The following is a 25,646-nucleotide window of genomic DNA, read 5'->3' on the forward strand; positions in this document are numbered from 1 at the left end:
CCCGTCGCGCCCGGGGCCGACCGCTGGGGAGCGGTTGCGCAGCTCGTCGGTCAGGCGATGGGATGCGGTGCCCGGGTTGACGAAGCGCCGGTCTACGACAGTGGGACACGCAGCTGGACACTGGCGGTCACCTTGGTCGGCCGCCGGCGTGGGCGCGTGCTTTCAGTCCCGGTCCGCTGGTAGGCTAAGCCGGAACAACGCGCGGATGGGGTTGCGGGACGGATCGGGCGGCGGTATAGGGCGCGGCGCCTGCCGTTGGGGAATAGTTTAACGGTAGAACTCCCGACTCTGACTCGGGCAGTCTTGGTTCGAATCCAGGTTCCCCAGCCATTTGGCCGTAAGTGTCTGACCTGTTGGTGTAAGTTGGCGATCGCGACCGTCCGCTGCCGCGAGGTCGCGAACTGTGACACAAGTCTGGGTCACAAGCGCCCCGTGCGTACCGGCTCGAAGCACATCTCGGCGCACCGCCCCGGCTTGGGGACCACCTAGCCCTGGATAAGGTGCCCGACCTGCCCGACCATTCGGGGGCGCCGCTCGCCGCCGCGATACACCCAACCCTCATGTCCCAGGATCGGACCGCGCTCCGCCTGTTCATCGAGATCATGGGTGACCGGCCGGCACGAGACGATGGGCACCGCGAAATCGACACCTTTCTGCAGACCCTCCGCCAACTGCCCTCGGTCTCCGCCAGGTCACCGAGGGAGCGGAGAATTCGCGTCGCTGATTTCATCAGCGCGCAGGCTAGGCTCGGGACGTATCAATCAGGACTGTCGCCAGCTTTGGATGGCTAACTCCATGGTGGCCGGAGGTGCTGCCATGGCTGACCTGCTTCTGGCCGACGAGGGCGCAGACCGGGCAAATCGCGTCTTCTGACCGCTCTCGGACGGGCTGCCCCGAACCGACGATCACCGGGTGACCAGCGGCAACATCCACGTGATCTACAATGGCCTGCGCTGGCGTGACGCGCCCGCCGAGTAAGGGCCCCTGTACAATCGCTTTGTGCGATGGAGCAGCTTGGGCGTCTTCAACCGCATCTTGGCCCGGCTCGCGCGCCAAGCGGGCGAGCCGGAGCGCCTAATGGTCGATGCCACCCACCTCAAGGCGAACCGCTTCGCGGCCAGCCCTCTCCAGAAGGTGCCCCTTCCCGCCACACGGGACGAACTAAGGGTGGCCTAAAACTCCAAGCTGCACGCCGTCTGCCACGGAGCGGGGCGCTCCGTGGTCGTGCTTCTCTCTGAAAATCAGATGAGCAACCACGGGGCGCAGCCCTGATGCTACCGAGCCTACCTCGTCCGGAAGAGCTACTGGGCGACAAAGGGTATAACAGCAACTGCTTCCGCCGAGCGTGGCATCGACGCCCTGCATACCCTCAAGCCGAAGCCGCGAGGTATCGCTCCGCAACGACAAACCGGTCCACCGGCAACGGCACCGCATCGAAAACACCTCCAGACACCTAAACGACTGGCGATGCATCGCCATGCGCTACGACCGATGCGCCCACACCTTTATATCCGCCATCTTCCTCGCCGCACGCGTGCTCTTCCGGATGAATGAGCCCTGACCCTGCGGCTTTTTCTTGGAGCAAGAGGGAATAAGCGGCCGCGGCCGGTGTCTTCCTCATCAGAGTAGGCAGCAAAGGGTTAGTGCCGCGATGGAGAACTGGGCATTCAGGCGCCGCTTCGGTGCCGGGTTGGTGGTGCTGACCGGGCTCGCCGGCGCGCCCGTCATGGCGCATGAGGGGCATCATCACCCTGGGTTGGTATCAACCGTGCCGACCCCTGCGGGCGAGCCAGCCTTACTTGGCGAGAACGAGGCGGCCATGACGAGGATGATGGAGGCGATGGCCGTCCCTCCCTCTGGCGACATCGACCGTGACTTCGTCGCGATGATGACCCCGCACCACCAGGGAGCCATGGACATGGCCGTCATCTATCTCCGCCACGGCAGGAATGAGCAATTGCGGCGCTTGGCGCAGGAGATCGTCGTCACCCAGCAGCAGGAGATCGCGGCCATGCAACTCGCCCTTGGCGAGGCACCGCCGCCTTCAGCCCCCGCGCCCACCCAGGGCACAATCCTCTCGACCCGGTAGGATGCTCTTCATGAAGTATCGTCTTCTGGCCACGGCCTGCCTCGGTGGCAGTCTTTTCTCGGCTGCTGCCTGGGCCGGCCAGGCCCCCGATGCCGCATCGGCGCCCGATCGCCCGGTTTCCCACCAGGACCGCGTCTACGCCGCCGAGCAGTTCTCCAACACCGTCTCCGTCACCGATCCCGAAAGCAACACGCTGCTTGGCGTGATCCGGCTCGGCGACCCGCAGCCGGGCAATTTCAGCCCGCTATACCGCGGCCAGGTGCTCGTGCATGGCATGGGCTTCTCGCCCGACCATCGCACCCTGGCCGTGGTCTCCATCGGCAGCAACTCCGTCAGCTTCATTGACACCGCCACCAACGCGGTGAAGCACACGACCTATGTCGGGCGTTCCCCGCACGAAGCCTTCTTCACACCTGACGGATCCGAGGTCTGGGTCACCGTGCGCGGGGAGGACTACGTCTCCGTGCTCGACGCGACGACCTATGAGGAGAAGATGCGGATCCGCGTGCCGGCCGGGCCAGGCATGACGATCTTCTCACCCGATGGGGTCTACGGCTATGTCTGCTCCTCGTTCAATCCAGAGACGGTAGTGATCGCGACCGCCAGCCACGAGATCGTCGGTCATGTGAAGCAGGAGAGCCCCTTCTGCCCGAACATCGCGGCCACGCCGGACGGCACCCAGGTCTGGATGACGCTCAAGGATGTCGGCCGGACCATGGTGTTCAACGCCCGCCCGCCGTTCAATGTCATCCACACGATGGACACCGGCCCGATCACCAATCACGTCAACTTTGCCCGAACGCCACGGGGCACCTTCGCCTATGTAACGGTGGGTGGGTTGAACGAGGTAAAGGTTGTGCGGACGGACGATTTCTCCGTGGTCGCCACCATTCCGGTCGGCAAGCTGCCGCACGGGCTCTGGCCGTCCGGCGATGGAAGCCGGATCTACGTCGGCCTGGAGAACGCGGACGCGCTCGCGGTGATCGACACAGCAACGAACACGGTTCTCGGCAACGTGCCGGTCGGTCAGGCGCCGCAGGCGCTGGCCTATGTGCCGGTTGCGGTGCCCGAAGGCGACGGAAGGGCGAACCTTCAGCCGCTGGGCCTGGCCGGCCAGACCACCCACATCACCCTTGGTGAGCCACACAAGACCGGCATGCCGACGAGTGTCTCCCTCTTCGACCAGGGGCTGACGCAGGTGCTGCAGGCTGCCGTGACGGGACTCGAGCCTCGCAAGTCCTATACGCTGGCCCTGGCGGACCATCCGGACGGGCGCGGCACGCTGCAACCGTTGGCGAACTTCATGACCAACCCAGCGGGCTCGGCCATCGTGAACACGGTGGGCCCGATACGGCAGGTGCTTGGGAGCAGGGAGGCGCAAGGCGCACAACCAGCGCGCCGCTACCTCGTCATCGCCCTGGGCAGCGCGGATGGGATGGGCGCTCCCGTGCAGGTGCAGCAGCACTGATGCGGCGGGCCCGTCCGAGCACCACCGGGCGGGCCCTCGCCCCGGTCGGAGTCACTTCGTCATGAACGACATGGCGCAGCTGATCGAGCCGCTGATCCCCGCCCTGCGTCGCTACGCTCGTGCCCTGCTGCGCGACCGCGTTGCCGCCGACGACCTCGTGCAGGACGGGCTGGAGCGCGCCATCGGCCGCTGGCAACAGCGCCGGAACGACGGCAACGCGCGCAGCTGGCTCTTTGCCATCGTGCACAACCTCGCCCTCAACCAGATGCGCCAATCCAGCCGACGCGGCCCACACCTGCCGCTGGAGGCTGCCGACGGCGTCAGCTCCGGCACTCTCGGTCAGGAGCAGGGATTGCAACATCAGGATCTGGTGCGCGCGCTACAGACGCTGCCAGAGGAGCAGCGCAGCGTCGTTCTCCTTGTCTCGGTCGAGGATCTTTCCTACGCCGAGGTGGCCGAGGTGTTGAAGATCCCGATTGGCACGGTGATGTCACGGCTGTCCCGGGGGCGGGAGAAGCTGCGACTAGCCATGGAGGGCGTAACCGCGGCCGAAGCACTCGGCGCCCCGCATCTCCGGAGGGTCAAATGAGCACGCGCCCGGTCACCGAAGACGATCTGCACGGGCTGGTGGACCTGCGGCTCGACGCATTGCGGCAGGCCGAGGTCGAGGTCTATCTCGCCGCGCATCCAGACGTGGCGGCGCGCGTCGCCAGCTACCGCAGACAGCGCGAGGCCCTGCGCGAAGCCCTGGCGCCCGTCGCCGAGGAGCCGCTGCCGCCTGGAATGCAGATCGGGCATATGGTCGCGGTACGCCGCCGCCCTGTCTTGGTCGGCTGGCGCGCGGCCGCGGCAGCCCTGCTGATGCTCGGCCTCGGGGGAGCCGGTGGCTGGGGCCTGCACGATTTGATGGCGCCGACAGTCCAGGAGCGGGCCCAGGGCATCGCGGCGCTGTCTCAGCAGGCGGCGGACAGCTACGCCACCTACGCTGCCGATCGCGAGCGCCCCGTTGAGCTGCGCGCGAGCAGCCGCGCAGAGCTTGTCACCTGGGCCTCGGACCGGCTCGGCCGGCCGGTCACCCCGCCCGACCTCTCCGCCTCTGGCTATCGGCTGATGGGCGGGCGGGTGATTCCGACGCCGCAGGGCCCAGCCGCAATGTTCATGTTCGACGACGATCGTGGCACGCGGCTGGTGCTGCTCACGCGCGGCATGGCAGTGGATCGGGACACCTCCATGACCCACCACGCCCGCGGCGCGGTCGATGCCTTCACCTGGTCATCCGAGGGGAACGGTTACAGTCTGGTGGGCGCGCTGCCAGCGACGGCACTGCACCCGCTGGCCGACGAGGTCCGTCGGCAGATGAGGCGTGCCTGAGCGGCTTCCACCTGCCCGCGCCGCCGGATGACAGCTTACGACACAGCCGCCCGCGAACCCACGTTCCCGAGCGGCTGTCGTCCAATCCTTCCTGTTCGAGTATGGAGTCTTGCTTCCCTGGAGTAAGGCAGCAGGGATGATGGTCCACCGGCTCCGATCGGGCTCAGGTGGCCAATGTCGTGGCTAACTGGTGAAGTAGTACTTCTCGGCCCAGGTCCATGGTGGATCCATCCGGGCGATCGTAGCGTCCCGCCCTTGAGGTGCGAGAGGGTCCATGTGCTCGGCCATTGAAGGATGGGAAATGGCGCAGGCCGACATGATGAGTGGCAGTGCGATTAAGACCAACCTGCCCATCGCTGGGCGCCGGCCTTTGCTGCGGCTGCGCAGATTATCGCTGAACGATTCTTTCGTCATCGCCGAACTCCCCTGCGTCGCTGTCATCAGGGGTTAGACACTTGGGCGAAGCGCCTATTCCATCTCCCATTGAAAATACATGCGCGACGTACTGGCGGCATTGTCAGAGTTCTCGCCAAGGTATGCCAGTTAGACTCAGGACTCATTCATCCAGAAGAGTACGGTGGCAGCCGTGCGGTTCGCCTTGAGGTAGGTGGCATCGACCATCAGGCGCTCCGGCTCGCCCGCTTGGCGCGCGAGCCGGGCGAGGCAGCACCTCCGGCCGCCATAGAGTTAGCCATTCAAAGCTGGCGGTAGTCCTCAACAACGAGTCCTGGATCTAGCACTCAGCGAGCATCCGCACATACGACCGCGCGAGATTTGAAGGAGCTCTGCGGCGCGACTGCAGCAGCCGAGCCTGCATTGTCACGGCGGGATGGAAGGGGCGGGTTTGCATCCCTTGCTCCCGCGCGCTCATCAGCGCAAAGCCGTCAAGTACGGCAATGCCCACCCCCACCTGTGCCATGGCGCAGGCGATGGAGGATTGCGACGCCTCGACGGCCACCGTCAGCGGCACGCCCGCTTCTTCGAAAGCCCTTTGCAGAAGCACTCGCACAGGCTGGTGCGCTGCCACAGAGATGAGCGCTTCCCCGGTGAGGTCTGCCGCCGTCAGCACCTCCATCGCAGCCAGCGGATGCCCGGGCGGCAACACGCATCCTAGCTCCGCCCGGTGCAAATCCTGCACTAGCACCCGGGAATCCCCCACTGGCCCCATGATGAACCCGAGGTCTACCCGATGGTCCACCACGAGGCGGATCACCTCGGCCGCCGTGCCGGCGCGGAGGGAGACCGAGACCTGCTGATGCGCCTTCCGAAACCGTTGGATCGTCGCGGGCACCATGCCATGCGCGAGGGTCGGCGTGGTCGCCAGCGTCAGCAAGCCAGAGCGGCCTTCCCGCAGATCCCGCCCCAGCCTCTGCACCAAGTCGATCGCGGCCAGCGCGCCAACCACCTCCGGATAGAGCGCCTGTGCTTCAGTCGTCGGCACCAGGCGCTTCCGCTGCCGCACGAAGAGCCGAAAGCCGAGCCGCGCTTCCGCTTGCTGCAACGTCTTGCTTACGCCGGGCTGGCTGACATGCGCCGCCTCTGCGGCCGCAGTAACCGTCCCCAGTTCCATGACGTGGCGGAACAGGTCCATTTCGCGCGGGGTAAGGATCATAACCAGAAACCATGATCTCAGTCGAAGAGAGTATTTGAGGATATGGATGGATGTCGGTGAAGATGGTGGCAGCGATATTCCGGGAGGAAGACATGGCTCCGCTGTCCCGCCGACGCACGCTTTTCCTGCCCGCCGCGGCACTTGCGGCCGGCCGCTCAGGGGCGGCCCTCGCCCAAGGCGCCTACCCCGCCAAACCTGTGACCGTGATCGTGCCCTTCGCGCCCAGCGGCGGCGCGGACGTCGTCAGCCGCCTCGTCTTCGCTCAGGCCGGCCCTGCGGACGGCCCGGGCTTCGTCATCGAGAACCGCCCTGGTGCCGGCGGCAACATCGGCGTTGAGGCGCTCAGCCGCGCAACGCCGGATGGTTACACCATCGGCACGGTCGCGATCAGCACCCACGGGGTAAACCCTACGCTCTACCGTCACCTGCCGTTCGACCCGCTCGCGGACTTCACTCCAATTGCCCTCCTCTCGCTGCAGCCCGTGGTAGTGGCGGTGAAAGCGGACAGCCCCATCCGCAGCATGGCCGACCTCATGGCCCGCAAGGGCGAAGACCTTACCTACGCCTCCGCCGGCAACGGCACTTCGGGCCACATGGCCGGCGAGTTGCTGCGCATGAAGACCGGCATGAAGATGCTGCACGTCCCCTATCGCGGCAGCGGCCCGGCCTGGACGGACCTGCTCGGTGGACGGGTGGACGTGGTGATCGACAACGTCCAGGCTGGATTGCCGCATCACGAGGGCAAGCGCGTCCGGATCCTTGGCGTCTCATCCGAGCAGCCAGTGGAGGTACTGCCGGACGTCGCGCCCATCGCGGGCACGGTGCCCGGCTACGTCGTGAACTCCTGGAACGGCCTGGCGGGCCCCGCGAAGCTGCCGCAGCCCGTCACGGACCGGCTCTCCTCCATGGCGCGCGCTTGGCTGGCCAAGCCGGAGTTGAAGGCGCGCTACCGCGAGCTGGGCATCCTTGTGCCGCCGGATACGAGCCCGGCCTATCTCACTTCCTTCATCCGCCAGGAGATCGCCATGTGGGCGCCGGTCGTGAAGGAATCAGGCATGCAGGTGGACTGATGGACGGCGTGCTCCAGGCGCAAGCGGGCGCTTTCGGTGAACTCATGGCCTTGCGCGGCACGGCGCCGCCCGCCGCGGGCGAGGTGACCATCACGGGCGCGGACCCCTTCTTTCGCACCCCCTTCCGCATCGGCGAGGTCGTCTCCAGCGCGCTCGCCGCGACGGGAGTGGCCGCAAACGACATCTGGCAGCTTCGCGGCCATCTCCGGCAGAGGGTGGCAATAGACCTGCCCGAGGCCGCGGCCACCCTCCGCACCGTGGATTACACCCGCGCCCGTGGGGAGGATGGGGTGTACCGCCACATTCCCATCCCGCAGACCATGGCGCACATGCTGAAGGTAACGCAGCCCTGGCGCGCCCGAAACGGCCGCTGGTTCCTGCCCCACCTCAACCTGCCTGCCCTTAGCGCCCGCGTGCTGGGCGTGCTGGGCTGTGAGAGCACGCCGGAGGCGGTCAGCGCCGCCGTGGCGCGATGGGATCCTGTCGAACTGGAGGAAGCGATCGCGGCCGCGGGCGCCTGTGGTGGAGCTGTCCGAACGCGGGAGGAATGGCTAGCTCATCCCCAGGGCACCTACCTCGCAGGCCGACCCGTCGTGGAATTGGAGCGCGCCGGTCCTGCCGCGCCGGAAGCCTTCCACCCCGGCGATTGCCCCCTTTCCGGCATCCGCGTCCTCGACCTCACCCGCATCCTTGCCGGTCCGGTCGGCAGCCGCGGACTGGCCGAGCACGGCGCCGACGTGCTGATGGTCACGACCCGCGACCTGCCGCAGACGCCCGAGCACGTGCGCGATACAAGCCACGGCAAGCGCAGCTGCTTCCTCGACCTCAAGACCACCGAAGGGTCGGCGCGCTTCGCTGAGTTGGTACGGGAGGCGGACGTGGTCGTGAACGGGTATCGCCCGGGGGCCCTCGCCAGGCTCGGTTTTGGAATGGATACACTGCAGCAACTGCGTCCCGGCATCATCCAGGTCTCTGTGAGCTGTTACGGCTCGGCTGGCCCCTTCGCTGACCGTGCTGGTTGGGAGCAGGTCGCCCAGGCTGTAACCGGCATCTGCGAGACCCAGGGCGCTGCGGTCGGCGCTGGCCAGCCCAAGCTCGTCTTCGCACCGGCCTGCGACTACACGACCGGGTATCTCGCCACTTACGGCGCCTTACTCGCCCTCGCTCGCCGCGCGCGGGATGGTGGGAGTTGGCAGGTCCATGTCTCGCTCTGCCAATCCGCCATGCTCCTCCAGCGCCAGGGGCTGCTGAAGGATTTCATCGCCGCGCCCGAGGTTCTCACCGAGGAGCAGCTCGTGCGGCTACATGTGCGAGAGGATGGAGTTTACGGTGACCTCAGGACACTTGGCCCGGTACTCCGCATGTCGGAGACGCCGCCCCGCTGGGACAAGCCAACACCGAGTCTTGGAGGCGGCATGCCAGTCTGGCTTCCGCGGCACTCACAGCCCGCGCTGGCCTGAGGCCCCGCCTCTCAAGTATAAGATCCTTGATCCTCGAACTCGGGTGTCGTGTTGCGATATCTCTTTGGCGGCTTCAACGATGAGGCATGCCGAGGCGACGTCGTCCGGTCCGGCGCGTCCTTCACGTAGATCAGAACTGGCGCGAGCGGGTCTGCGTCCGACCGCGAACCCCTAACGGGTGATCTTGAGACGCTCGCCATGTACCCCGACCGCGGCCATGCCATCGTCACCCTCCGCCTCCAGCTTGCGGTTATCCAAGCGGCCACTACCTTGCCGGCGTGGCCCTCGACCTCCGCCAATCGCTCCCCGATCTGACCACCGCTGGCGCGATTTCTGATAGAACCTGCGACAGAACTGGGCTGGCTCGCTGGGCTGTCCCCATGGGCAGCGTTAGGCAGCTTCGCCGATCAGATGCAGCACGACTTCCCGCCGATGTGGTGAGGTACGGTGCTCGTACAGATAAATGCCCTGCCAGGTGCCTAGCACTGGACGTGCATTCTCGATCGGGATGGACAGCTGGGTTTGAGTTAGCGCTGCACGGATATGGGCCGGCATGTCATCTGGCCCCTCCTCTTCGTGGCGGTACCTCCCCGCACCCCCATCTGGCACCAGCCGATGAAAGAAGTCATCCAGATCGGTTCGGACATCCCGGGAGGCGTTCTCCTGTACTAGGAGCGAGGCCGAGGTGTGCCGACACCAGATGGTCAGAAGCCCCGTAGCGATCCCCTGGGTGGATACCCAGTCGAGGACGTGCTGCGTGATCTCGTGGAGGCCACGCGAAGGGGTTTTGATGACGAGATGGTGGATAGACTGCCTCATAGAGGAATAGTCGGTAGATTAGATCAGGTGTCGAGCCTCATCATGCGTCGTGTGCCCCACTGACCCTACGAGGGCAGCGGGAATTCAGTACTTGCCTGCGAACCCGCTACGCTCCCCACTGACAGTTCCACTCCCCTGCCCCGCTGCGGTCGGCTTGGCGGCCACTGCCGGGTGGCATTTCGGCGCGCGCGTCGCGCTAAAATGCGTCCTCTCGTGTCAGCCCCCCTACCCTACCCTCACGCACAATAGTGAGGGGTCATCCAGCCGGAGGGTGAGATGCACCATAGTCTGGTCGAGGACGCTGCTCGACTGCACAATCCCTCGTCACAACTGCCGTACGCCACCCGGCGGCGATGCTATTTATCCTAGCGCGGTCTGGCTCAAGAAGACTACCCCACCGGTGCGCAGGCGGAGCGCCGGGCATCAGCCAACCTTACTTTCTGCGACCTTGCGCTTGGCCCTTTGTGGCACCCGCGAAGGCCGCTCCCCTGAGCGATGGGCTAGGGCCAGGACCTGTAATCGGGTAGCGCTTGATCTGGATAGCTGATCCCATACCGGCTGGAGGTGCTGCCATGGCCTCCCGTGCTGCTCGATCAGCCACTCGCCAGGGCCACGTAACGGCAACCCTGTGTTGTCCACCCGCAGGTGCACGGGGCGGCTGCCCGGCTGAGGCCATGGCATCTCCAGTGTTTCGAACCGGCGAATGAGGATGCTGCCAGTGCGGAATAGCGCGGCTGCGCGCCGCGTGTGGCCCAAGCCTCGGCCATCCATGCGGGAATGGCCGCGTTCGTGAACCAATTTGTCAGACTGCCACGCCCACGCTGGGCGGCGTCGTACTCACCCCAGTTGGTCGCCCTTAAATGCTGCTTCGGAAAGCCATGACAGCGGTTGGCATTGGCTTTGATTGGCAAGCTCTGCTCCCCTCAAGGACGGCAGGGCATCGTCCCCTCACCATCCTGCTCCGAGCGGACCGCGAAGCCAACCGATGCAACACATTGCCCTGTGGAGGAAACCGTCAACCTGCCCTTTTTGTTTAAGCGCCTAAGCATCCGCACTCTGCGAGCCCCGACAGCTTCCTTTTTCCTCTGAACAGGTCCAGCCGCCCCCCATGCCCGACAGCACGCCGACCATCGGCCGCGCCAACATCGTCACTGCCCAGAACGGGCGTCAGCAGCGCATCAGCGAGGGGCGGCCTTTCCCCCTCGGCGCCACCTGGGACGGGCTAGGCGTGAACTTTGCCCTCTTCTCCGCCAACGCGACGAAGGTGGAGCTGTGCATCTTTAACGCGACCGGCGAGAACGAGCTCGAGCGCATCACCATGCCCGAGTACACTGACGAGGTCTTCCATGTTTACCTGCCGGATGCGCGCCCCGGCACAGTCTACGGTTACCGCGTGCACGGTCCCTACGACCCCGCGAACGGCCACCGCTTCAACCCTAACAAGCTGCTGCTCGACCCCTATGCGAAGGGCACCGTTGGCGAGCTCAAATGGGATCCCTCCCATTTCGGCTACGTGATGGAGAGCGGCGACGACCTCACCTTCGATGAGCGCGACAGCGCGCCCTTCACGCCGAAGTGCCGGGTGGTGGACCCTGCCTTCACTTGGGGCAACGATCGCCCGCCCAACATCCCTTGGGGGGAGACTATCTTCTACGAAACTCATGTGAAGGGCTTCACCCGGTTGCACCCGGCCGTGCCGGAGCCGCTGCGCGGCACCTATGCCGGGCTGGGGCAGAAGGAGGTGGTGGATTACATCAAGGCGCTCGGCGTCACCTCGGTCGAGTTGCTGCCGGTGCACGGCTTCGTGCAGGACCAGCACCTCACCGACAAGGGCCTCACCAACTACTGGGGCTACAACACCATCTCCTTCTTCGCGCCCGAACTACGCTACTCCGCGACGGGCTCCCTAAGCGAGTTCAAGGAGATGGTGGCCCGTCTGCACGCCAATGACCTCGAAGTCATTCTCGATGTTGTCTACAACCACACCGCCGAGGGCAATGAGCGCGGCCCGACCCTTTCCTTCAAGGGCATCGACAACGCGAGCTATTACCGCCTTATCCCCGACCAGAAGCGCTATTACATCAACGAGACCGGCACCGGTAACACGGTGAACCTGTCACACCCGCGCGTGCTGCAGATGGTTACGGACAGCCTGCGCTACTGGGTGCAGGAAATGCACGTGGACGGCTTCCGCTTCGACCTCGCCACTATCCTCGGACGCGAGCCGTACGGCTTCGACGAAGGCGGCGGCTTCCTCGATTCCTGCCGGCAGGATCCCATCCTCTCCTCGGTCAAGCTCATCGCCGAGCCTTGGGACATCGGGCCGGGCGGCTACCAGGTGGGCGGCTTCCCGCCGGGGTGGGCGGAGTGGAACGACAAGTTCCGCGACACCGTGCGCGAGTACTGGAAGGGCAACGAGGGCAAGCTGCCCGACCTCGCCACCCGGCTCACCGCCTCCGGCGACGCCTTCAACAAGCGCGGCCGCCGCCCGTGGTCGTCGGTGAACTTCGTTACCGCCCATGACGGTTTCTGCCTGCACGACCTCGTCAGCTACAACGAGAAGCACAACGAGGCGAACGGCGAGGACAACCGCGACGGCCATTCCGACAATCAGTCATGGAACTGCGGCGCCGAGGGCCCGACCGAGGACCCCGAGATCAACGCCCTACGCGAGCGCCAGAAACGTAACTTTATCGCGACCCTGATGCTCTCCCAGGGCACGCCGCTGCTGCTTGCGGGAGATGAGCTCTCCCGCTCCCAGTCAGGCAACAACAACACCTATTGTCAGGACAACGAGCTGAACTGGATCGACTGGGCGAACATCCCCGAGGACGGCCAGTCGCTGATCGAGTTCACGCGCAAGGTCATCGCTCTACGCAAGGCTCTTCCCATCCTGCGCCGCGGCCGCTTCCTAACGGGGCGACACAACGAGGAGCTTGATGTGCTCGACGTGGACTGGATTTCGCCTAACGGTCAGCCGATGCACCCGGAGCAGTGGAACGACCCTAGCGCAAAATGCCTCGGCATGCTGCTCGACGGCCGCGCGCGGGCGACCGGCATCCATCGCCCTGCGATGGACACGAGCGCCCTGCTGGTGCTGAACGCGCACCACGACGTCGTCTCCTTTACTCTGCCGGAGGTTGCGGGCGGTGCGGCGTGGCACTGCCTGCTAGATACGAATCACCCGACGGGGGTGGAAGTCGAGACTTTCCGGATGGGAGACACTTACCTCGTGACCGGCCGCTCTACTCTGCTCTTTACCCTGGAGCTCGACCAGGGTGAGTCCATTGCTCTCAGGCAAGCGACCCAGGCCCTGCAGGAACTGCAGGAGACCCCCTTCGAGCCGCCATCGCAGGAGTAGTGCAGGCAAAGAGCAGAAGGACATCGGCGCACGGCTACGGGGAATAATGTACCCGGCCGATGGCTTTCTCGCATCAGGCAAATGGCAGGGAGCGGGGGGGGAGGGCACCGCGCTGATCACCATGGCATCAGCCTTCCTCCTCCTCAAAGAGCTAGAGCTGTACACCCGGCCTACCCGCGCGCCGCGGCCGAGATGAAGAAGGCTGGCGAGTTCTGGTACTTCTCACGGCTCCGGCAGCGTCAGCGGCAGCGGCAGCGGCAGCGCAAGTACCTGAACCATATCGTGCAGCAGGAGCATCGGCGCGTGAAGCGGCTGGTCAGGCCAGGGCTAGGCTTCGGCAGCTTCCGCACGGCACGACGATCGCTGGCAGGCGACGAGGCAATGGCGACGATTAGGAAAGGACAGATACAGCAAATTGGCGGGCACGATATGCGAGCCCAGGCCGCCTTCGTCGCAGACCTATTCCAAATCGCTGCCTGATCTGCCCCGTTGGCGCCTTTTCAGGGCGGCGTGCCTCGCCCTCCATCTTTGCAACACAACGGATCAGGGGACGGCCAGCCGGCGACCGAAGGCGCGCCAATGATCAGCGCCGAAGCGTCCTTCACCTTTAGCATCGATCAGGGGCCACGTCGCACTGCCGCCCGGAAGGAAGGCTCGCCAGCCAGCCGCCTTCACCGCCGCCCGAATTTGCCGAAAGGTCAGTCTATTGACTTATCTGTCAACGGTGGACAGCCTGTCCCAAGCGGGCCGACCAGTAGCCGGCCGACTGCTGAGGGGAAATGCCGGAGGCACATGACCATGTCGACCAACATCGCGCCCGATGCCCGGCACGCCCTTCCCCAACTACACCTGCCCTCCGTCGTGGCGCACTGAACATGGGCGCCGACCTGTCGCTGGATGAGCTCTCCGCGCTCGGCGAAGAGGCGTTCCGGCTGCATGTGCGGGAATGGATCGAGGGGAACTATCCCTTGCCCGTCCGCCACCCCACGCGCCGGCTGCACTGGCACGAGAACAAGCCCTGGTACATGGCGCTCTCCCGCAAGGGCTGGCTGGCCCCCGGCTGGCCACGGGAACATGGCGGTATGGGGTTGGACGCCACGCGCCAGCTCATCATGCTCGAGGAGATGGAGCGCTTCGGCGCCGCACGCGTGAACGACATGGGGCTGGTCATGCTCGGCCCCATGCTGATCCGCTTCGCGAGCGAGGAACAGAAGCGCCGCTTCCTGCCGCGGATCCTCTCGGGCGAGGACATCTGGTGCCAGGGCTACTCCGAGCCGAACGCCGGTTCGGATCTCGCGGCCCTGCGCCTAGACGCGGCGGATCATGGTGACCACTGGATCCTCAACGGGCAGAAGACCTGGATCACCCTCGCCAACGATGCGAACTGGATCTTCGTGCTCGCCCGCACGAACAAGATCGGTAAGAAGCAGGAGGGTATCTCCTTCCTGCTGCTGCCGATGGACAGCCCAGGCGTATCTGTGCGGCCCATCGTGAACCTGGATCTGCACGATGAGTTCTGTGAGGTCTTCTTCGACAATGTCCGCGTGCCCAAGGAGATGGTGGTGGGCGATGTGGACAAGGGCTGGAGCTACGCCAAGGCGCTTCTCGGCTTCGAGCGCATCGCGATCGGCTCGCCGAAGCTCTCCTCCAACGGACTCGCCCGGCTGAAGCAACTGGCGGTGTCCGTCGGCAAGGACCAGGACCCCGCCTTCCTCGACAGCTATGCCCGTTTCAGTATGGAGCTCGCGGACCTCAAGGCGCTCTATGAGTCTTATGTCGAACGCCTGAAGCGCGGCGAAGCAATTGGCCCGGACGTCTCCATCCTCAAGATCGTGCAGACAGAGCTCTTCCAGCGCATCACGGACGCCATGCTGGAGATTGCGGGCGGCCATGGCGGGCTGCTCGAGCCGATGGAGGACGGGCTGCACCCCGCCGGCTCCTTCCTGCTGGCGCGCCCCTCCACGATCTTCGGCGGCTCTTCGGAGATCCTCCGCAACATCCTCGCGCGCAGCGTGCTGGATCTGCCTGCGTGAGCGGCGCCCTGCCCCGCATCCGCGTGCTCGACATGACGCGCGTCTTCGCGGGCCCCTGGGCCGCGCAGATCCTTGCGGATTTCGGGGCGGAGGTGGTGAAGGTCGAGCATCCCCGCGGCGGGGACGACGTCCGCCGCATGGGCTTCCCGCAGAAAGATGTGGAGGGGAAGGAGACGGGCGAAACATCCTCCTTCCTGGCCATGAACCGCGGCAAGCGCTCGATCGCGCTCGATATCGCCACGCCCGAGGGGCAGGAGACCCTCCGCGCCCTCGCCACCAAGGCCGATGTCTTCATCGAGAACTTCAAGGCCGGCGGTCTCGCGCGCTACGGGCTGGACCATGCCTCGCTCGCCGCGGTGAACCCACGCCTCGTCTACTGCTCCATCACCGGCTACGGCCAGGACGGGCCCTACGCGGCTCTTCCCGGCTACGATCCCATCTTCCAAGCGATGAGCGGGCTGATGAGCGTCACGGGCGTGCCCGACGGGCAGCCCGGCGCCGGGCCCAATCTCGTCGGCTACAGCGTCTCCGACATCAACGCGGGCTTCTATGCCTGCATCGCTATCCTTGCGGCCCTGCACCACCGCGACACGGTATCTGGGCGCGGGCAGCACATCGATCTGGCGCTGCTCGACTCGCAGCTCGCCGCGCATTCCCACATCGCGATGAACTACCTTGTTTCGGGGAAGATGCCGGTGCGCGCGGGCACGGCCTCGCAGATCAACACGCCCTGGCAGAGCTTCGATACGGCCGACCGGCCGCTCATGGTCGCCGTCGGTAACGACCGCCAGTTCGCGCAGTTCTGCGAGGCGCTCGGCCTGCCCGAGCTGCCAGCCGATCCGCGCTTCACCACCAACCGCCAACGCATGGCGCACAAGCCAGAGCTGCTGCCGCTGCTGGGGGCGGCACTGATGAAACGGCGCGCAGAGGAATGGGTGGAAATCTTGAATGCCGCCGGCATCTCCTCCGGCCCGCTGAATGATTTTGGTGCGGCGAAGGATGATCCACAGCTGAACCACCGCGGCATGTGGCAGGAGATGGCGCATCCCCGTGCCGGCACCATGCCCTTCGTCGCCAATCCTGTGCGCTTTTCGGAGACGCCTGTCGCCTACTCCCGCGTGCCACCGCAGCTGGGCGAGCACACGCGCGAGGTGTTGGCGGAATGGCTGGGCGCGGCAGCCCCCGCGACCCCATGACGCGGCCTCTGCTGCCCTATCCAGCCCTGCGGCGCTTCTTTCATCCGATGAGCGTCGCGGTGGTGGGTGCCAGCGAGAGGCCTGGGGCTTTCGGCGCGCGCGTGCTGGAGAACCTCGCGGATCATGCGGGCACGGTCTGGCCGGTGAACCCACGGTACGCGAGCCTTGCCGGGCGCCCCTGCTTCGCCTCGCTCGACGCGCTGCCGAAGGTGCCGGACTGCGTCGCCATCGCTACCCCGCGCGAGGCAGCCGCGGCGGTGCTGCAGCAGGCCGCCAATCTTGGTGCGGGCGGTGCGGTGGTCTTCGCGGCGGGCTTCGCCGAAACGGGCCTGCACGAGCGTGCGGCAGAGCAAGCTGCGCTGGTTCGGACGGCAGGCACCATGCCGCTGCTCGGCCCCAACTGCCTTGGCTTCACGAACTTCGCTCTGCGCGCGGGCGTTACGTTCTCCGCGGGACCGGAAGCGCTTTCCCCGGAAGGGCCCGCCCTCGGCATCGTCAGCCAGTCCGGCGCCCTCGGCTATGCCCTGGCGCAGGCGGTGGAGCGGGGCGTCGCGGTCAGCCACGTGCTCACCGCCGGCAATGCGGCAGGGTTGGACGTGGCGGACCTTGTGGCGTTCCTCTCGGAGGAGAGGGGCTGCGCGGCCATTGCCTGCGTCGTGGAGGGTCTGGCCGAGCCGCGACGCCTCCTCGCCGCCGCCGCCCTCGCGGAGAGGGCGGGCAAGCCGCTGCTGCTGCACAAGATGGCCACAGGGGCGCAGGGCACCGCCGCCGCCCTCTCGCACACAGGCGCCGTGGCGGGCGGGCATGCGGTCTGGCAAGCCGCGCTGCGGGAAGCGGGTGCGATACTCGTGGAGGATTTCGCCGCCCTCATCGAGATGGCTGGCTTCTTCGCAAAGGCCCCGCCGGCGCCGCGCGCGCCGGGGGTGGCGGTGGTCTCCACCTCTGGCGGTGCAGGGATCCTGGCAGCGGATGCTGCCGAGCGGCACGGCGTCGCCCTGCCTCAACCCGGCGAAAGCGCCGCCGCGGTGCTTGCCGCGCGGATCCCGGAGTTTGGTTCGGCGAGCAACCCCTGCGACCTGACGGCCCAGGTGCTGAACGACGCCGAGGCGCTGGTGGCCTGCACCGGCGCGCTGGCCGCCGATCCCGCGTTTGGGGCGCTGCTCTATCCCAACACGCACTCCTACGCCTTCTCGGCCGACCGCATACCCGTGATGGCAGGGATCGCGGCGCGCCATGGCGGCTTTCTCTGCGTGCCCTGGCTGGCCGAGTGGCGAGAGAATGCGGTGGCCCGAAAGGCGCAGTCCGTGCCGGGTGCCGCCCTCTTCTCCTCGATGGACCGCTGCTTCGCAGCGCTCGCGGCTTGGTGGGAGCGCGCCGCACGCGCCGCCTTGCCGTCCGATCCGCCGGCCGTTTTGGACGATGCCGCCCGCCCGGGCGTTGCCTCCCTGCTGAACGCGGCAACAGGTCCGGTGCTGAGCGAATCGCGCGCGAAGGCGCTGCTCGCCGCCATCGGCGTACCGGTGGTGCCGGAACATCTCGTGCCCGACCGCGAGGGCGCGCTCCGGGCGGCTGCGGATCTGGGCTATCCCGTGGTGCTGAAGGCCGAGAGCGCGGACCTGCCGCACAAGACCGAAGCCGGCGCCGTCCGCCTGGACCTGCGCGACGCCGAGGCGCTTGGCGCCGCCTGCGACGCGATGGTCGCCCATCTTGCACGCCGCTCTCCCCCGCCGCGCCTGGACGGGCTTCTCGTCCAGCCCATGCTGCCGCGCGGGGTGGAGGTGATCATCGGCGGCCAACGGGATCCTCTTTTCGGCCCGGTAATCGCTGTTGGGATGGGCGGCGCCATGGTGGAGCTACTGGGCAACATGGTGGTGGCCCCCGCGCCGATCGGGCCGGCCCAGGCCCTGCGCATGCTGCGCAGGCTGCGCGGCTTCCCCCTGCTGGACGGGTTCCGTGGCGGGCTGCGGGTCGATTTGTCGGCGCTTGCAGCCATCCTCTGCCGGGTCTCGGCCCTAGTGGCCGCGGAGCCGAGGATCGCGGAGCTCGACATCAACCCGCTCATCTGCGGTGCGGAGGGGATTGTCGCGGTGGATGGGCTGATCACCATGGCCATGGACGGCCCAGGCACCCGCGCCTAAAAGGTCATTCAACTGGCTTATTGGCTGTAATGCCCGCGCTGTTCGACGGGCCAAAGGAGGGAACCCGGTGCTCACCCGTCGCCAAGGCCTTGCCCTGCTCGCCGCCGCGCCCGCTGTTGCGGCGGGCCCTGCCCTCGCCCAACCGGGCTTCCCCGACCAGCCTGTGCGAATGATCGTGCCCTTCGCGGCAGGTGGTCCCGCCGACATCATCGCGCGCATCATGGGTCAGGTGATGGGACGCGAGCTGCGCCAGCCCATCGTCGTGGACAGCCGCTCTGGTGCGGGTGGCATGGTCGGGGTGGAAGCCGCGGCGCGCAGCCGTCCAGACGGACTCACCACTGTGCTCGCTTCCACCGGCGCCCTGGTTGTGCTGCCGCAGCTCATGCCGCGCATGGCTTATGACGTAGGCAAGGATCTCGCACCGATCACCCACGTCCTCTCCGTGCCGCAGATCCTCGTCGTCAGCCCGAAGCTCGGCGTGAGGTCGGTGGCGGAACTCGTGGCGCTGGCCAAGCGCCAGCCGGGCAAGCTCACCTATGGCTCGGCCGGCAATGGCAGCTCCCTTCACTTGGCGGGGGAGCTCTTCCGGCTGCGCACGGGCATCGACATCATCCATGTGCCCTATCGCGGCGCCGCGCCGGCCGTGACGGACCTGCTAGGTGGCACAATCGACATGATCCTTGCCGATGTGCCCGTGATAATCTCCCATATCCGCGGCGGCGCGCTGCCAGCGCTGGCCGTCACAGCCGACCAGCGCCTCTCCTCCCTGCCCGACATACCCACCATGGCGGAGGCGGGTGCGCGGGATGTGATCTCCGAGACTTGGTACGCCCTTTTCGCCCCCGCCGGCACGCCGCCCGAGCGCATCGCGGTGCTGCACCGCGCCGCCGTCACCGCGCTGGCGGATCCCGACACGCGCCGCAGCCTGGCGGACCAGGGCGGCATCATCGCCGGCGGAACGCCCGAGCAGCTCGCCGCCTTCGTGCGCTCCGAAACCTCGAAGTGGGGCGAGATCATCCGCCTCGCCGACATCAAGATCGACTGAGCCCGGCATGTCAGAAACCGCCTTCGAGGACCGCGTCGAGTCCCTTCGCATGATCCGTGACAGCGCGGCCGCGGTGGTGCCCGCGGATGGCGGGCTGGGGCGGGTCCGCGCACTGCGCTTTACCCTGCCGGGCATTGATCCGGCCGTCTGGGGGTCCATGGGTTCCATGGGCTGGATCGGGCTGCGCCTCCCGGAGGAGGCGGGCGGCATTGGGCTGGGCATGGCCGAGGCCTGCGCACTCCAGGAGGAGCTCGGCCGTGCCTTGGTTCCGGAGCCCCTGGTGGCCGGTGCACTCTCCGCCCGGCTTCTTGCCGCCGCCGGGGACACGGCGCTGCTGCCCGCCCTGCTCGTCGGGGAAAGCCTTGTGTTGACCGCCTGGCAGCAATCGGCGGACAGCCTGGAGGCACCGGGCGATCGCGGGGCCGCGCGGCTGTTCATTCCTATGGCGGACGCTGCGAGAGCCTTCCTCCTCCCCGTGCGGGAAGGTGGCGGTCTCGCCCTCTATGCCCTGGAAGGCACGCGGACGACGATCCTGAGGACGCAGGATGGCGGCCATGTCGGCAGCCTTGCCCCGAGCCTCGCCGGTGCGCGTCGCGTCGCGGCTGACGTGACGGAGGTGATGGACCTTGCGCTGGACGAGGCGGCGCTCGGCACGGCCGCCTACCTGCTGGGCCTGATGGAGCGCTGCTTCGAGATGACGCTCGACTACCTCCGGGCGCGCCAGCAGTTCGGCAAGGCGCTCGGCAGCTTCCAGGCCTTGCAGCACCGCGCGGCCGACCTGAAGATCCAGATCGTGCTCACCCGCGCGAGCGTGGAGCGCGCGGCGGTCGACCTGGATGCGGGCGCGGCAGGCGACGCGCGCCGGGCCCTCGTCTCACGCGCCAAGGCCCGTGCGGCCGAGGCGGCGCTGCGCGTCACGCGCGAGGCCGTGCAGTTGCACGGCGCCATCGGCTATACGGACGAGTACGACATCGGCCTCTTCCTGCGAAAGGCGATGGTGACGGCCAATGCTTTCGGCTCCGCCGCGCTGCACCGCGCGCGTTACATGCGCTACGCGCCGGGCGGGTAGTCCGCATAGGCAGCCTCCTTTGCGCGAGGGAGGGTAGCGACGACACCTTCTGCGTGGCCTTCTCAGTTCATGCATCGGCGCAGTGAGGATCTCGGCCGCATGGGCAGGACTGAAACAGGGCACGGAACGACGACGGAGGAGGATGGCTCCGCCCATTGGCAGCGCAACCTCCTCGTCTGCGTTTTCGGGTCCTTCACGACCATCGTGGCCATGACCCTGCTGCTCCCCTTCCTGCCGCTCTATGTCGAGCAACTCGGGGTCGCCGGGTCGGCGGCCATCGCCACCTGGTCGGGCGCGGCCTTCGGCGCCACCTTCCTCTCCGCCGCGCTCGTTGCGCCGCTCTGGGGGCAGCTAGCCGACCGGTACGGGCGCAAGCTGATGCTCATCCGGGCGAGCCTCGGGATGGCCGTCGCGATGTCGCTGACCGGCATGGCGCAGGATGTCTACCAGCTGGTGGGTTTGCGCCTGCTCGCCGGCTTTCTCGGCGGCTACGCCTCGGGATCCTTCGTGCTCGTTGCGACGCAGTCGCCGAAGGCGCGCTCGGCCTGGGCGCTGGGCATGCTCAGCTCGGGCATCATGGCAGGCAACCTGGCAGGCCCCCTGCTCGGCGGCGTCCTGCCCCAGCACATCGGCATCCGCGCCACCTTCCTGGCGGCCGGGGCGGTGATCTTCATCGCCTTCCTCGCGACCACGCTACTGATCCACGAGGAGAAGCGGCCGCGCGGCACCACAGTGGCAAGGGAACGGGGCGGCTTTGCGGCGGTGCCGGACAAGGGGCCCCTGCTGGCCATGCTGGCCACGGGCATGCTGCTGATGTTCGCGAACATGTCGGTCGAGCCGATCATCACCCTTTACGTCGCGGAGCTGGTGGCGGATCAGGCGCAAGTGACGATGGTAGCGGGCCTCGCGATGTCGGCAGCGGCGCTCGGCAGCATCCTGTCGGCCGCGCGGCTGGGCAAGCTGGCGGACCGGATCGGGCACTGGAACGTCATTGTCGGTTGCCTGCTCGTATCCGCGCTGCTGCTGGTGCCGCAGGCCTTCGTCTCCGCCAGCTGGCAGCTCGTGGCCCTGCGCTTTCTGATGGGGCTATCGCTGGGCGGACTGCTGCCCTGCGTCGCCAGCGTCATCCGGCACAACGTGCCGGACCGCGTCGCCGGCACGATGCTGGGATACTCGACCTCCTCGCAATATGCCGGGCAGGTGGCGGGGCCGTTGCTCGGTGGCTTCGTCGGTGGGCATCTCGGGATGGGCGCGGTGTTCCTCGGGACGGCGGTGCTGATGGCGGCCGGTGCGGCGTTCAACTGGATGGTCAAGCCGCGCGGCTAGCCTCGGCGGACAGGCGTCGGCGAGCAGGGTGGCAGGCGCCGTTGACCCCTCCCGCAGGGCATGGCAGGCCGGGCCCATGCCCCAGCTCCAGGCCGCCCAGATCCCGGTCACGCCCTTCCAGCAGAACTGCGCCCTCATTTGGGACGCGGAGAGCGGACATGGCACGGTGATCGACCCCGGCGGGGACGTGCCGCGGATCCTGGCCGCCCTGGACAAGGCTGGGTTCAAGGTGGATCGCATCCTCCTGACGCACGGCCACCTGGATCATGCCGGCGGGGCCGCCGCGTTGAAGCGGGAGTTGGAGGCGCGGCAGGGCGGGACGGTGCCGATCGAGGGACCGGACCGCCGCGACGGCTTCCTCCTTGAAGGTCTTGCGGACCAGGGCGCGCGCTTCGGCATCGAAGGGCTAGAGAACGTGACCCCCGACCGCTGGCTGGAGGAGGGCGAGACGGTCAGCATTGCCGGGCAGGACTTTGCCGTGCTGCACTGTCCCGGCCATACGCCGGGCCACGTCGTCTTCATCTCCACGGCGTTGGAGGTGGCGGTCGCGGGCGACGTGATCTTCCGCGGTTCGGTCGGGCGGACCGACTTCCCCTATGGCGACCACGCCGCGCTGATCGCCTCGATCAAGGGCAAGCTGCTGCCGCTGGGCGACGGCATCCGCTTTCTCTGCGGCCACGGCCCGGGCTCGACCTTCGGGGAGGAACGCCGGTCCAACCCCTTCATCAACGGCCAGGACTGAGGCGCGGCGTCCAGGGACCGTGGGCCGGGCATGGGCCTCCTCACCATGAGGCCTCGACCGCACCGAGTTCCGAGGCGGGCCGGTCCCAATGTGGAATCAGGCTGCCAATCAGCACGGGAGACCTCAGCCGCCGCGCGGGGCCCCAAGGCGTGCGCTCGATGCCCGGCGCGTAGTCCGCGTCGCGCGGTCCACCAGGCGCGATGGCTGGCGCAGCATCGCTGCTGCCCCCCAGAAGCGCCGCGGTCCGTGCGAGCGAGAGCCTTGCGCTGACGGCGCCTCCTTTGTCCATCCTTTGGGCCAGGCCGCGGATGGCAGCGGCGGCCATGAGGTAGCCCGTGGCGTGGTCGAGCGCCTGCACGGGCAGCGGCACCGGGCGGTCGGCCGCTTTCCACTGCATCCCTGCCTCCGCGATGCCGGATGACATCTGCACGAGGCTGTCGAAGCCGCGCCGTCCGGCCCAGGGTCCGCTCCAGCCATAGGCGCAGAGCGACACGTCGATCAGGCTGGCGTTGAGAGCCCGCCGCCGCGCCGTGTCGTAGCCGAGCCGTTCCAGCGCACCTGGCCGGTAGCCATGCACCATCATGTCGGCCTCGGCGAGCAGCGCCTCGAAGGTGCGGCGGTCGCCGGGCTCGCGGAGGTCCAGTCGCGCGCAGCGCTTTCCGAGGGTTACGTCCGGCACCACCGCCGGCTCGTTCCAGTCGGGCGGATCGATGCGCAGCACGTCCGCACCCAAGCCGGCTAGAAAGCGCGTCGCGACGGGGCCGGCCAGGACGCGCGTCAGGTCGAGCACCTTGATGCCCGCGAGCGGCCGCGACGGCTCAGGCCGCCATCGCCGCCCTGGTCCCTGCCCGCCCCTCTGCCAGGTGATAAGGGGCTCGGCGATGACTGCGCGGCCCTGCGCGTGGTGCTGCCAGTCCGCGATCGACCGCATGGCGGCCGCGCAGCCGCCGGCTTGCAGGATCGCCGCCTCCAGCTCGTCCTTGGCCCGGCGCGTGACGGCACCCGCGACTGCGTCCCGATCGCCCCCGCACCCGAGGACGGAGAGCGCCGCGGCGCGGTGGTGCGGCGCGTTGGTATGGAGGCGGATCCAGCCATTGGCCGCTCGGTAGTCACCGGCGATCGGATCCCAGGGCTCGGGCAACGTCCAGCCCTGGGGCGCCAGCGAGCGGAGGAACCAAGCGGAGGCGAGGCGCCGGTCCACCGCCACGGGCGGCGGCGAGTTGCCGCTGAGGCGGAGCAGTTCCGCCGTCGCCAGACCCGCTGCCCCGATCGCCGCCACGGCCAGGTCGGTCACCGCAAAGCAGGATGGCAGGATCTCCTCCCCGTTGACCCGCAACCGCCCCGCGGTAGCCGGCGCGAGTTCCAAGGATTGGAGGATCTCCTCGAGCATCCTGCCGAGCGCTGAGGCGGCTTCGAGCGCTGTCGTCATGTTCTTCGCTCCCACGATGCCGGGGAGGCTGCTTCCGCTCGACCGCTGCATCAATCTTGATAAGGTTGATCAACATGAAGGATTGGATCGACCGTGCGGAGGCGCTCGGCCTGCTGGGGGTGAAGCCGCAGACGCTCTACGCTTATGTCAGTCGCGGGCTGATCGAGGTCCGCCGCGAGGCGAACTCCCGAAGCAGCCAGTACCGAACGGCCGACGTGACCGCCCTGGCGGGCCGGCGCGGACGCAGCCGCAGCCGCTCGGCCGTCGCGGCGGGCTCCATGGCCTGGGGCGAGCCCTCGGTGGTCACGGCCATCTCGACTGTCCATCGCGGCCGCCTCATCTATCGCGGGCTCGATGCGGTGGACTTCTCGCAGCACGCGACGCTCGAGGTGGCGGCTCGCCTACTGTGGAACAGCGCCGGCGAGGCCGGCTTCGCCATTCCCGTGACCGACACAGGCAACCCCTTCCAGGCACTGGCCGCGCTGGTCCCGGAGAGCCATGCCTCGATCGGACGCAGCAGCGAGCGGCTGGCTCGCGATGCGCAGGCGGCGATCGCCCGGATCGCTGCTTCCTGTGGCCTCGGTCCGGGCCAGGGGCCGCTCCATGCGACGCTCGGCACGCTGTGGTCGCTCACGGCAGAGGAGACCGATCTGGTTCGCCAGGCGCTGGTCCTGCTCGCCGACCACGAACTGAATGCCTCCGCCTTCGCGGCGCGCGTTGCAGCCTCCACCGGTGCGCCGCTCACGGCCTGCCTCCTCGCGGGCCTGAGCACGCTGTCCGGACCGAAGCACGGCGGTGCCAGCGCCGCGCTGCTCCGTCTTCTCGACGAAGCGGCGGCGGTCGGGCCGCAGCCGGCGGTGCAGGGCTGGCTGGACCGCCACGGCTTCCTTCCGGGCTTCGGACATCCCCTCTACCCGCAGGGTGATGTTCGCGCGGCCGTGCTGGCAACGCGGATCGCCATCGAGCCCATGATGCAGGAGCTGCAGGATCTCGTTCTGGATCTGACGGGCACCCTGCCGAATATCGACTTCGCGCTGACGGCGCTTGCCCGGGCGATGCGCCTGCCGTCAAGCGCGCCCTTCACGATCTTCCTGCTGGGGCGAAGCGTGGGCTGGGCAGCCCACGCCATGGAGCAGGCGCGCGACGCGGCCCTGATCCGCCCGCGCGCCCGGTACCAGGGACCGGTTCCGGCCCCCAGCTCCGGAACCTAGAGCCCCGGCGTACCTCTCACCAAACAGGCATACCCTTCGCTCATCCCGGCAAGCCTGCACGTCCTTTGGCAGAACGGGTGTGATCGACCGTCCTGCGTCGCCGGACGGAGCCAGAGGAGGTCGAGCGATGCGCCTTCCTTGCCGTGACCGAAAAGGTCATCGCTATTCGGCAGCGGGAAGCAGTTTGAAAAGGCCCCTTTCCTCTTC

At 67.5% G+C, this 25,646-nt stretch carries 20 protein-coding genes, 1 tRNA gene and 1 pseudogene; 19 read left to right on the top strand and 3 right to left on the bottom strand.

The annotated features are described in order from the left end of the window. Positions 1-256: 256 nt before the first annotated feature. The 7 genes and pseudogenes from D9599_RS21555 (at position 257) to D9599_RS21585 (ending at position 5,379) form a co-directional block, all read left to right on the top strand. Positions 257-330, top strand: a tRNA-Gln gene (locus tag D9599_RS21555). Positions 331-873: 543 nt separating this feature from the next. Next, a pseudogene (locus D9599_RS32470) lies at positions 874-1,561 on the top strand (IS5 family transposase); the annotation flags it as partial. Positions 1,562-1,651: 90 nt separating this feature from the next. Continuing rightward, positions 1,652-2,089, top strand: a complete 438-nt coding sequence (locus D9599_RS21565) for a DUF305 domain-containing protein (RefSeq protein ID WP_232480763.1) — start codon at positions 1,652-1,654, stop codon at positions 2,087-2,089. A gap of 10 nt (positions 2,090-2,099) precedes the next feature. Further along, entirely contained in the window at positions 2,100-3,557 is a 1,458-nt protein-coding gene (locus D9599_RS21570) for a YncE family protein (protein WP_198383363.1), read from the top strand. Positions 3,558-3,618: 61 nt separating this feature from the next. Further along, positions 3,619-4,146: an RNA polymerase sigma factor gene (locus D9599_RS21575; RefSeq protein ID WP_198383364.1), complete on the top strand. Its 528-nt coding sequence runs from the start codon at positions 3,619-3,621 to the stop codon at positions 4,144-4,146. Beyond that, positions 4,143-4,928 (top strand): anti-sigma factor, encoded by a 786-nt coding sequence (locus D9599_RS21580; protein ID WP_198383365.1) that lies wholly within the window; start codon positions 4,143-4,145, stop codon positions 4,926-4,928. Before D9599_RS21575 ends, D9599_RS21580 begins: the two co-directional genes overlap by 4 nt. 301 nt (positions 4,929-5,229) lie before the next feature. After that, positions 5,230-5,379 (top strand): hypothetical protein, encoded by a 150-nt coding sequence (locus D9599_RS21585; protein WP_198383366.1) that lies wholly within the window; start codon positions 5,230-5,232, stop codon positions 5,377-5,379. A gap of 282 nt (positions 5,380-5,661) precedes the next feature. Here D9599_RS21585 and D9599_RS21590 read toward each other — a convergent pair whose 3' ends face one another. Then, positions 5,662-6,540: a LysR substrate-binding domain-containing protein gene (locus tag D9599_RS21590; protein WP_198383367.1), complete on the bottom strand. Its 879-nt coding sequence runs from the start codon at positions 6,538-6,540 to the stop codon at positions 5,662-5,664. A gap of 50 nt (positions 6,541-6,590) precedes the next feature. Between D9599_RS21590 and D9599_RS21595 the strand changes: the two genes are divergently transcribed. Next, positions 6,591-7,610 (top strand): tripartite tricarboxylate transporter substrate binding protein, encoded by a 1,020-nt coding sequence (locus D9599_RS21595; protein WP_198383368.1) that lies wholly within the window; start codon positions 6,591-6,593, stop codon positions 7,608-7,610. Next, positions 7,610-9,070 (top strand): CoA transferase, encoded by a 1,461-nt coding sequence (locus D9599_RS21600; RefSeq protein WP_232480764.1) that lies wholly within the window; start codon positions 7,610-7,612, stop codon positions 9,068-9,070. Before D9599_RS21595 ends, D9599_RS21600 begins: the two co-directional genes overlap by 1 nt. A gap of 390 nt (positions 9,071-9,460) precedes the next feature. Here the strand turns inward: D9599_RS21600 and D9599_RS21605 are convergent, their stop codons facing one another. Continuing rightward, entirely contained in the window at positions 9,461-9,889 is a 429-nt protein-coding gene (locus D9599_RS21605; RefSeq protein ID WP_198383369.1) for a secondary thiamine-phosphate synthase enzyme YjbQ, read from the bottom strand. 1,108 nt (positions 9,890-10,997) lie between these two features. On the opposite strand from D9599_RS21605, the gene glgX reads away from it, so the two are divergent. The 9 genes from glgX to D9599_RS21650 all read left to right on the top strand — a co-directional run bounded on the left by glgX (position 10,998) and on the right by D9599_RS21650 (position 22,799). After that, positions 10,998-13,250: a glycogen debranching protein GlgX gene (gene glgX, locus D9599_RS21610; RefSeq protein WP_198383370.1), complete on the top strand. Its 2,253-nt coding sequence runs from the start codon at positions 10,998-11,000 to the stop codon at positions 13,248-13,250. Between the two features lie 192 nt (positions 13,251-13,442). Further along, positions 13,443-13,730 carry a DDE-type integrase/transposase/recombinase gene (locus D9599_RS21615; protein ID WP_198383371.1) on the top strand — a complete coding sequence of 96 codons (288 nt, stop codon included), beginning with the start codon at positions 13,443-13,445 and terminating at the stop codon, positions 13,728-13,730. Positions 13,731-14,125: 395 nt separating this feature from the next. Next, on the top strand, positions 14,126-15,283 hold the full coding sequence (locus D9599_RS21620; RefSeq protein ID WP_198383372.1) for an acyl-CoA dehydrogenase family protein: 1,158 nt from the start codon (positions 14,126-14,128) through the stop codon (positions 15,281-15,283). Continuing rightward, on the top strand, positions 15,280-16,479 hold the full coding sequence (locus D9599_RS21625) for a CoA transferase (protein WP_309228678.1): 1,200 nt from the start codon (positions 15,280-15,282) through the stop codon (positions 16,477-16,479). Before D9599_RS21620 ends, D9599_RS21625 begins: the two co-directional genes overlap by 4 nt. Continuing rightward, positions 16,476-18,617: an acetate--CoA ligase family protein gene (locus tag D9599_RS21630; RefSeq protein WP_198383373.1), complete on the top strand. Its 2,142-nt coding sequence runs from the start codon at positions 16,476-16,478 to the stop codon at positions 18,615-18,617. Before D9599_RS21625 ends, D9599_RS21630 begins: the two co-directional genes overlap by 4 nt. A 67-nt stretch (positions 18,618-18,684) precedes the next feature. Beyond that, entirely contained in the window at positions 18,685-19,662 is a 978-nt protein-coding gene (locus D9599_RS21635) for a tripartite tricarboxylate transporter substrate binding protein (protein ID WP_198383374.1), read from the top strand. A gap of 7 nt (positions 19,663-19,669) precedes the next feature. Then, positions 19,670-20,731, top strand: a complete 1,062-nt coding sequence (locus D9599_RS21640; RefSeq protein ID WP_198383375.1) for an acyl-CoA dehydrogenase family protein — start codon at positions 19,670-19,672, stop codon at positions 20,729-20,731. A 99-nt stretch (positions 20,732-20,830) separates the two neighbouring features. Further along, positions 20,831-22,057, top strand: coding sequence for an MFS transporter (locus D9599_RS21645; RefSeq protein ID WP_198383376.1), 1,227 nt, complete (start codon positions 20,831-20,833; stop codon positions 22,055-22,057). Positions 22,058-22,133: 76 nt separating this feature from the next. Next, positions 22,134-22,799 carry an MBL fold metallo-hydrolase gene (locus D9599_RS21650; protein ID WP_198383377.1) on the top strand — a complete coding sequence of 222 codons (666 nt, stop codon included), beginning with the start codon at positions 22,134-22,136 and terminating at the stop codon, positions 22,797-22,799. 40 nt (positions 22,800-22,839) lie between these two features. On the opposite strand, the gene D9599_RS21655 is transcribed toward D9599_RS21650, so the two are convergent. Next, complete coding sequence (locus D9599_RS21655; RefSeq protein ID WP_198383378.1) at positions 22,840-24,228, bottom strand: CoA transferase; 1,389 nt, start codon at positions 24,226-24,228, stop codon at positions 22,840-22,842. A gap of 74 nt (positions 24,229-24,302) precedes the next feature. On the opposite strand from D9599_RS21655, the gene D9599_RS21660 reads away from it, so the two are divergent. Then, positions 24,303-25,439, top strand: coding sequence for a citrate synthase (locus tag D9599_RS21660; RefSeq protein WP_198383379.1), 1,137 nt, complete (start codon positions 24,303-24,305; stop codon positions 25,437-25,439). The last annotated feature ends 207 nt before the right edge of the window (positions 25,440-25,646 follow it).

Source organism: Roseomonas sp. KE2513 (genome assembly GCF_016107305.1).
Lineage (GTDB): Bacteria > Pseudomonadota > Alphaproteobacteria > Acetobacterales > Acetobacteraceae > Roseomonas.